A 7,027-nucleotide genomic window follows, 5' to 3' on the forward strand; every position below is an offset into this window, starting at 1 on the left:
GGTTCCCCCTTCCCGTGGTGTGCGCACGACTGTACGCGGGGTCACCGACAAAAAGCGGGCGGAGTGGTGTCGGAAAGCCGCGGATCCGGGGTACTGGACATCGCCAGCAGCCCGCGCACCGCGCGAACGAGCTTCGGCCAAGAGGTGGGCTTCCTGACGTCGTAACCGCGAAGCAGCTGGCGGAGCATGGTGAGCGTGTCGAAGTAAATGCGTTCGCACACCAGCTGTTCCTCGGCGTCGAAGATGAAGTACGCGGTCATCCGGACCCGGAACCGCTGTCCGGTCGGCGGAATCTTCCCGAGCGGTCCGCGATGGGTGCCGAGAAGCCAGAACTCGACGATTACCGCATCCGCGCTGTGCCGGAGAGCGATGATTTCGTGGTCCTGATCGGGAAAAGCGCGTCGCGTTTCGTCGTAGTAGCCGCGCACCGCGGAATCGCCGTCGTGCACGGTCATCGTCGGGACGATCTCGTAGTGCGGATGCGGGAACGTCGCCAGCACGTCGTCCCACTCCTGGCGCACCTCGTCGCGGAAGTGGTCGAGGACGAGCTTTTGCCGGGCACGCAGCACTTCGGGCGCGGGGATGGCCAACGGGTCCACGGGTTCCTCCAAGCCAGGACAGCGGAGCCGCAATTTAATCCACGCTGTGGGTTTAATGCAAGTGCGCCATGATGGAGCGGTGAACACCACGACCCGCCGGGGACGCCCGCGCAAGGGAGACGCCAGGCTGTCGCGGGAAGCGATCCTGACGGCCGCGCTGGAAGTGGTCGACGCCGACGGAGCGGCAGCGGTGAGCATGCGGACCGTCGCGCAGCGCCTCGGCGTGGACGCGAAGAGCCTCTATCACCACATCGATGGCAAAGAAGCTTTGCTCGATGCCGTCGCCGGGCACGTCCTCGGCGGGATCGACCTCCCTGAGTTGACCGGACAGCCCGAAGACGACCTCCGCGCGATCGCCCAGTCCTTCCGGAAAGCAACGCGCGCGCACCCGCAGGCCGCGGCGCTGGTCCTCACCAGACAGTTGCCGTCGATCGCCGCACTCGCGCCGGTCGAGGCGGTGCTTTCGGTGCTGCGCAAGGCAGGCGCGTCCCCCGAAGAGGCGGTACACCTGCTGCGGTCGCTCCTGGCCGTCGTGGTCGGTTCGCTCCTGCGCGAGGCCGGTGCGGGACCGGCGTTCGGTGTCACGGACGAAGCCGGAATCGCCCACCGCCGCGCGGAATTGGAGCGGACCGGACTTCCCGCCGTCGTCGAATCCGCGCCGTATCTGGCGCGGTGCGATCACGAAGCGGAGTTCTCCTTCGCCGTCGAACTGGCGGTGGCCGCCACGATGCAGCGGCTCGCTACTCCCCGCAGGTGATCTGCGGCTGCGGGTTGTAGCGGACCGATCGGGTGTGCCGCGAAACTTCCCGGCCCGACGAGGCATCGCGCAGGACCCGGGTGTCGGTCGCGGTGAAGCCGGGCGCGCCGTTGGACGCGTGGCAGTTCTCCGCCGGACCCGGTTTCGTCGGCGGCGGCGTCGGATTCGTCCGCTCGCCGGGGATCGATTCGACCGTGTACCGCTTGGTGCCCCACAGTTTCACGGTGATCGACGACGGCGTCCAGACGGTCTGGATCGCGACGCCGGTGTCCGAGTCGTTGGTGAACTTCAGGTCGATCACGCTGGCGCCGTTCGGGTTCTGGAACACCGTCGCCTCGCGCGCGGCCGGGTACCGGCTGATGTAGTAGCTGTGTTCCTTGTGCCCGGCGTCCTTCATCCCGGAGAAGTACGCCGCGTTGTACAGCGTGGTGGCGAACTGCGAAATGCCGCCGCCGACCTCGCGGGCAGGCGCGCCGTTCTCGATCACGCCCGCCTCGACGTAGCCCTGCGGACGCCCGCGCGGACCGGTGAATCCGTTGAGGCTGAACGTTTCTCCCGGCTTCACGATCGCGCCGTTCACCTTCTCGGCGACCACGCGGATGTTCGTGCCGGAGTCGGCGGCGAACCCTCCGGTGGTGAACTCGCCGATGACTTCCTTGACGCCCAGCTTGTCCGCCTGCTCGGTGGTGACCTTCGCGGGCGTCTTCTTGTAGATCGCCTTCAGCTCGCGGCTGTCGGTCTGCTTCAGTGTGTTCTGCAGGGGTTTGAGGCTCTGCTCCCAGTCGACCGTGTTGCCGTCCGCGGACGGCTCGACGACCGGTTTTCCGCCGGAGAACGCGATGGTCGCGTCCTTGCCCTCCTGCTCGGTGGACTTCAGCTGCGGCGCGAGCGCGTCGGTGACCTTCTTCGGGTCGATCTGCGGGGCGAGGCCGCCGCCGTCGCCGGGCACGAACGTGAGCGCTCCGGCGATCTGCTCCGGCGTCAGCGTCGCGTCCGCTCCTTCGCCTTTGACGACGATCGGCGCGGAGACCGCGGGCTTGGCGAACTCGGTGAGCGCGCGCTGGACGCCTTCCGCGGTGGTGCGCACCGGCGTCGGCGTGACCGGAAGCGTCAGTTCGCTGCCCGAAGCCCAGCCGCTCCGCACCTTCGCCCGCGCCGCCGCGACCTCCAGCTTCTGCCCGGCCTGCGGCGGGACCGCGACCGGGGTGGTGCCGTCGAACCGGACAGTGCCCTCGACCGGCTCCCGGTCGACGCGGCCGCGGAGGTCCTCGAGCGCCGGGTCGAGCTTGGCGGCCTCGACGTGCGACACGACGCCCAGCTCCCGGGTGCTGAAGAACGACGCGAGCCGGGCGAAGGGGTTGACCGGCTGGTCGCCCGCCTGGTCGAGGGTGCCGCTCCAGTCGAGCCCCAGCCCGGCCTCGGTCGGCGACAGCTTGGTGTGCGCGTTGCCCGCGGTGACAGTGAGCGGCTGGGTGAGCCGGGGCTCGATCTTCCCGCGCAGTTCGCGTTCGGCGACCGGCCGCTCCAGCCCGCCGACGTCCACGCCGGCCACGACGACGCCGCGCGGCACCCGGCCCTGGCTGGTCAGCAGGTCGATGAGGTAGGCGACGACCAGCACGCCGAGCACGCCGCCGCTGATCCAGCCCGCCTTGCGCAGGCCGCGCCGCCGGGGCGGGGACGGAGGTTCCTCCGGCGGCACGACCGGCAAGACGTCGGTCTGGTCGCTGTCGGTTTCCGGCCAGCGCGGTTCGTACTGCACCTCACGACCCCTTCGATTCGCTGCGGTCAGGGGCACAGCGTACGGGCCGAGCCGGACATGCCGGACTACTGCCCCCAGCGGAACAAACCGGTCACCCCGCGTCGTGAGTGCCAATCGCGGTTCTAACCGGGATCAGCACTCACGAGGTTCACCCCGCGTCCGGTTCCGGATTGGCGCCTGCGCGGGCGAGGAAGTCGAAGTCGCAGCCCTCGTCGGCCTGCGTGATGTGCTCCGTGTACAGCGCACCGTAACCCCGCTCGAACCGCGGCGCGGGGGCGGACCACAAAGCGCGACGACGCTCCAGTTCGGCCTCGTCCACCTGCAACTGCAAGGTCCGCGTGGGCACGTCCAGGGTGATCAGGTCGCCGTCGCGGACGAGCGCGAGCGGCCCGCCGACGTGCGATTCCGGAGCCACGTGCAGGACGCAGGCACCGTAACTGGTGCCGCTCATCCTGGCGTCAGAGATCCGCACCATGTCCCGCACGCCTTGTTCCAGCAGGTGCGCCGGGATCGGCAGCATGCCGTACTCGGGCATCCCGGGACCGCCGAGCGGACCGGATCCGCGCAGCACCAAGACGGAATCCGCGGTGATGCCCAGCGCCGGGTCGTCGATGCGCTCCTTCAGGTCCGCGTAGTTGTCGAAAACCACCGCCGGACCGGTGTGCGTGAGCAACGCGGGATCCGCGGCGATGTGCTTGATCACCGCGCCGCCGGGAGCGAGGTTGCCGCGCAGCACGGCGACGCCGCCTTCGCTGGCGACCGGGTTGTCGCGCGGGCGGATCACGTCGTCGTTGTGCACGCGGGCGTCGGCGAGAGAGTCGGCGAGCGGACGCCCGGTGACGGTGATCCGGTCGAGGTGCAGCAGGTCGGTCAAGCGGGACAGCAGCCCGGGCAGGCCGCCCGCGTAATAGAAGTCCTCCATCAGCCAATCGCCGCCCGGCCGGATGTTCGCCAGCACCGGCACCCGCCGCGCGATCGCGTCGAAATCCTGCAGCGACAAGGAAATCCCGCTGCGCCCGGCCATCGCGATCAGGTGGATCACCGCGTTGGTCGACCCGCCGAGCGCCAGCACGGTGGTGATCGCGTCGGCGTACGCGCGCTCGTCGAGGATCTTCGCGATCGTGAGGTCTTCCCACACCATGCCCACGATGCGCGCGCCGCTCGCCGCGGCCATCCGGTGGTGCGCGGAATCGACCGCCGGGATCGAGGCCGCGCCGGGCAGCGTCAGCCCCAGGACCTCGGCGGCGGACGTCATCGTCGACGCGGTCCCCATCGTCATGCAGTGGCCGGGGGAGCGGGCGAGACCGCGTTCCAGTTCGGCCAGTTCGCGGTCGCCGATCGTGCCCGCGCGCCGTTCGTCCCAGTACTTCCACATGTCGGTGCCGCTGCCGAGCACTTCGCCGCGCCAGTTTCCGCGCAGCATCGGACCGGCGGGCACGAAAATCGACGGCAGACCGGCGCTCGCCGCGCCCATCAGCAGCGCCGGCGTGGTCTTGTCGCAGCCGCCCATCAGCACCGCGCCGTCGACCGGATACGACCGCAGCAGTTCCTCGGTCTCCATCGCCAGCAGGTTCCGGTACAGCATCGGCGTCGGCTTCTGGTAGGTCTCCGACAGCGTCGCCACCGGGAACTCCAGCGGGAATCCGCCCGCCTGCCACACGCCGCGCTTGACCTGCTCCGCGCGTTCGCGCAGGTGCTGGTGGCACGGGTTGATGTCGCTCCAGGTGTTGAGGATGCCGATCACCGGCTTGCCGAGGTGTTCCTCCGGCTCGTAGCCGAGCTGCCGGGCGCGGGTGCGGTGGCTGAAGTTCCGCAGGTCGTCGCCGCCGAACCACCGGTGGCTGCGCAGGTCCTCGGGTGCCTTCATCGCGGCGCTGTCCTCTCGGTCGACGGATGGCATCTGATATATGATCGTACGTGTCGACGTTCGGAGACGCCCGCCTGGTTGAATGTGCGGGGACGAGCGCGAAAGCCAGGAGGGTCGGCATGCCGTCCACGTTCAGCCTCCCCGCCTCCCGCACCGAGGTGGTGCTGGAGGAGATCCGGCGCGGCATTCTCGCCCGCGAGCTGCTGCCCGGTCAGCAGCTGGTGGAGGCGGAGCTGGCCGCGCGGCTCGGGGTGTCCAAGACGCCGGTGCGCGAGGCGCTCAAGGTGCTGTCCAACACCGGGCTGGTCACGTTCAGCCCGTACAAGGGCGCGTCGGTGTGCGTGGTCGACGCCGAGCTGGCGCGGTCGGTCTACGACGTGCGGATGGTGCTGGAGCCGGAAGCGCTGCGCCGCGCCGTGCGGGCGTCGGACCACGCGTCGTTCGACGAGGCCGCGCAGATCCTCAAGGAAGCGTCTGGCGGCGACCCCGACCAGACCACGTTGAGCCTGCTGAACCGGCGGTTCCACCGCGCGCTGTACGCGGGCTGCGGCAACCCGCTGATGGTGTCGATGCTGGACGACCTGCGCGATCGCGCCGCGCTGATCACCGTGGTCGGCTGGGACGCGAAGCCCAGCTGGCGCAAGGAATGGAACGAGCACAAGGCGGTGCTCGCCGCCGCGAGGAAGGGCGATGAGGACGGCGCGGCCGAGCTGCTGCGCGCGCACATCGCGGCGTTCCTCGACCACGTGCTCGAGGCGATCGGGGAGGAGTGACGGCGTGCGGTTGCTGCTCGTCGCGGACACCCACCTGCCGAAGCGCGCGAAGGAACTTCCCGCGCAGGTCTGGGACGAAGTCGCGCGGGCCGACGTCGTGGTGCACGCGGGCGATTGGGTCGACGTGGAGACTCTCGACTCGCTTGAAGCCCGCAGCGCCCGGTTGATCGGCGTTTACGGCAACAACGACGGTCCCGAACTGCGGAAACGCCTGCCCGAGGTGGCCCGCGAGACGCTGGACGGCGTCCGGCTCGCGGTAGTCCACGAAACCGGCGACGCGAAGGGCCGCGCGGCCCGATGCGACGCGTTGTATCCGGACGTCGACGTGCTGGTCTTCGGCCACAGCCACATCCCGTGGGACTCGGTGACGCCCGGCGGGCTGCGGCTGCTCAACCCCGGTTCGCCCACGGACCGGCGGCGGCAGCCGTTCTGCACGTACCAAACCGCGGAGATCCGCGACGGCCGTCTCGGCGAGGTCGAGCTGCACGAGCTGCCTCGGCGCGGCTGAGCGGGTAGAACAGGAGTCATGGACCCGGCCCGCGCGCTGCGCGACATCGCCTTCCAGCTCGAACGCGCCGGTGAACCGACCTACCGGGTGCGTGCTTTCCGCCAGGCTGCCGCAGTGGTCGACCGGTTGTCTGAAGACGAGTTAGCGTCGCGCGTCAGTGCGAAGTCGCTTCAGGCGTTGAAAGGGATTGGCAAAGCCACTGCGGGGGTCATCGAGGACGCGTGGCACGACCGTACGCCCGCGTACGCGACGAAGCTGCCAGCGAGCACGTTGCCCGACGGCGGTGCGCTGCGTACGGCGCTTCGCGGCGACTGTCACACGCACTCCGACTGGTCCGACGGCGGCAGCCCGATCGCCGAGATGGCCGAGACAGCGCGCGAGCTGGGGCACGAGTGGATCGTGCTCACCGACCATTCGCCGCGGCTGACTGTCGCGCGCGGCCTGTCGGCGGAGCGGCTGCGGGCGCAGATGGACGAAGTCGCGCGAGTGAACGAGCAGCTGGCGCCGTTTCGCCTCCTGCACGGCATCGAGGTCGACATCCTCGACGACGGTGCGCTCGACCAGACGGAGAAGCTGCTGGACAGGCTGGACTTCGTGGTGGCGAGCGTGCACTCGAAGCTGCGGATGCCGGCGCGGGAGATGACGCCGCGGATGCTGGCGGCGGTCGAAAACCCGCACGTCCGCGTGCTGGGGCACTGCACCGGACGACTGGTCGGCGGACGCGGCAGGCCGGAGTCGCAGTTCAACTCGGAGAAGGTGTTCAC

7 protein-coding genes are annotated in these 7,027 nt (G+C 69.7%); 4 read left to right on the forward strand and 3 right to left on the reverse strand.

All coding sequences use genetic code 11. The features are described from left to right. Positions 1-41 precede the first annotated feature (41 nt). Entirely contained in the window at positions 42-599 is a 558-nt protein-coding gene (locus H5411_RS24095) for an ester cyclase (protein ID WP_101434478.1), read from the reverse strand. Between the two features lie 79 nt (positions 600-678). Here H5411_RS24095 and H5411_RS24100 point away from each other — a divergent pair, with 79 nt between their 5' ends. After that, positions 679-1,356, forward strand: coding sequence for a TetR/AcrR family transcriptional regulator C-terminal domain-containing protein (locus H5411_RS24100; RefSeq protein WP_101434477.1), 678 nt, complete (start codon positions 679-681; stop codon positions 1,354-1,356). Here H5411_RS24100 and H5411_RS24105 read toward each other — a convergent pair. Further along, positions 1,340-3,115, reverse strand: coding sequence for a VanW family protein (locus H5411_RS24105; RefSeq protein WP_183125069.1), 1,776 nt, complete (start codon positions 3,113-3,115; stop codon positions 1,340-1,342). The two genes, H5411_RS24100 and H5411_RS24105, sit on opposite strands and share 17 nt — an antisense overlap. A gap of 148 nt (positions 3,116-3,263) precedes the next feature. Further along, positions 3,264-4,982: an L-arabinonate dehydratase gene (araD, locus tag H5411_RS24110; RefSeq protein ID WP_183125081.1), complete on the reverse strand. Its 1,719-nt coding sequence runs from the start codon at positions 4,980-4,982 to the stop codon at positions 3,264-3,266. Positions 4,983-5,101: 119 nt separating this feature from the next. On the opposite strand from araD, the gene H5411_RS24115 reads away from it, so the two are divergent. The 3 genes from H5411_RS24115 to H5411_RS24125 all read left to right on the forward strand — a co-directional run. Continuing rightward, on the forward strand, positions 5,102-5,755 hold the full coding sequence (locus H5411_RS24115) for a GntR family transcriptional regulator (protein ID WP_101434474.1): 654 nt from the start codon (positions 5,102-5,104) through the stop codon (positions 5,753-5,755). Between the two features lie 4 nt (positions 5,756-5,759). After that, entirely contained in the window at positions 5,760-6,263 is a 504-nt protein-coding gene (locus H5411_RS24120; protein WP_183125070.1) for a metallophosphoesterase family protein, read from the forward strand. Positions 6,264-6,281: 18 nt separating this feature from the next. Continuing rightward, positions 6,282-7,027, forward strand: a 746-nt coding sequence (locus H5411_RS24125; RefSeq protein ID WP_183125071.1) for a PHP domain-containing protein, incomplete at its 3' end; no start/stop codon positions are given.

This window comes from Amycolatopsis echigonensis, assembly GCF_014174495.1.
GTDB lineage: Bacteria > Actinomycetota > Actinomycetes > Mycobacteriales > Pseudonocardiaceae > Amycolatopsis > Amycolatopsis echigonensis.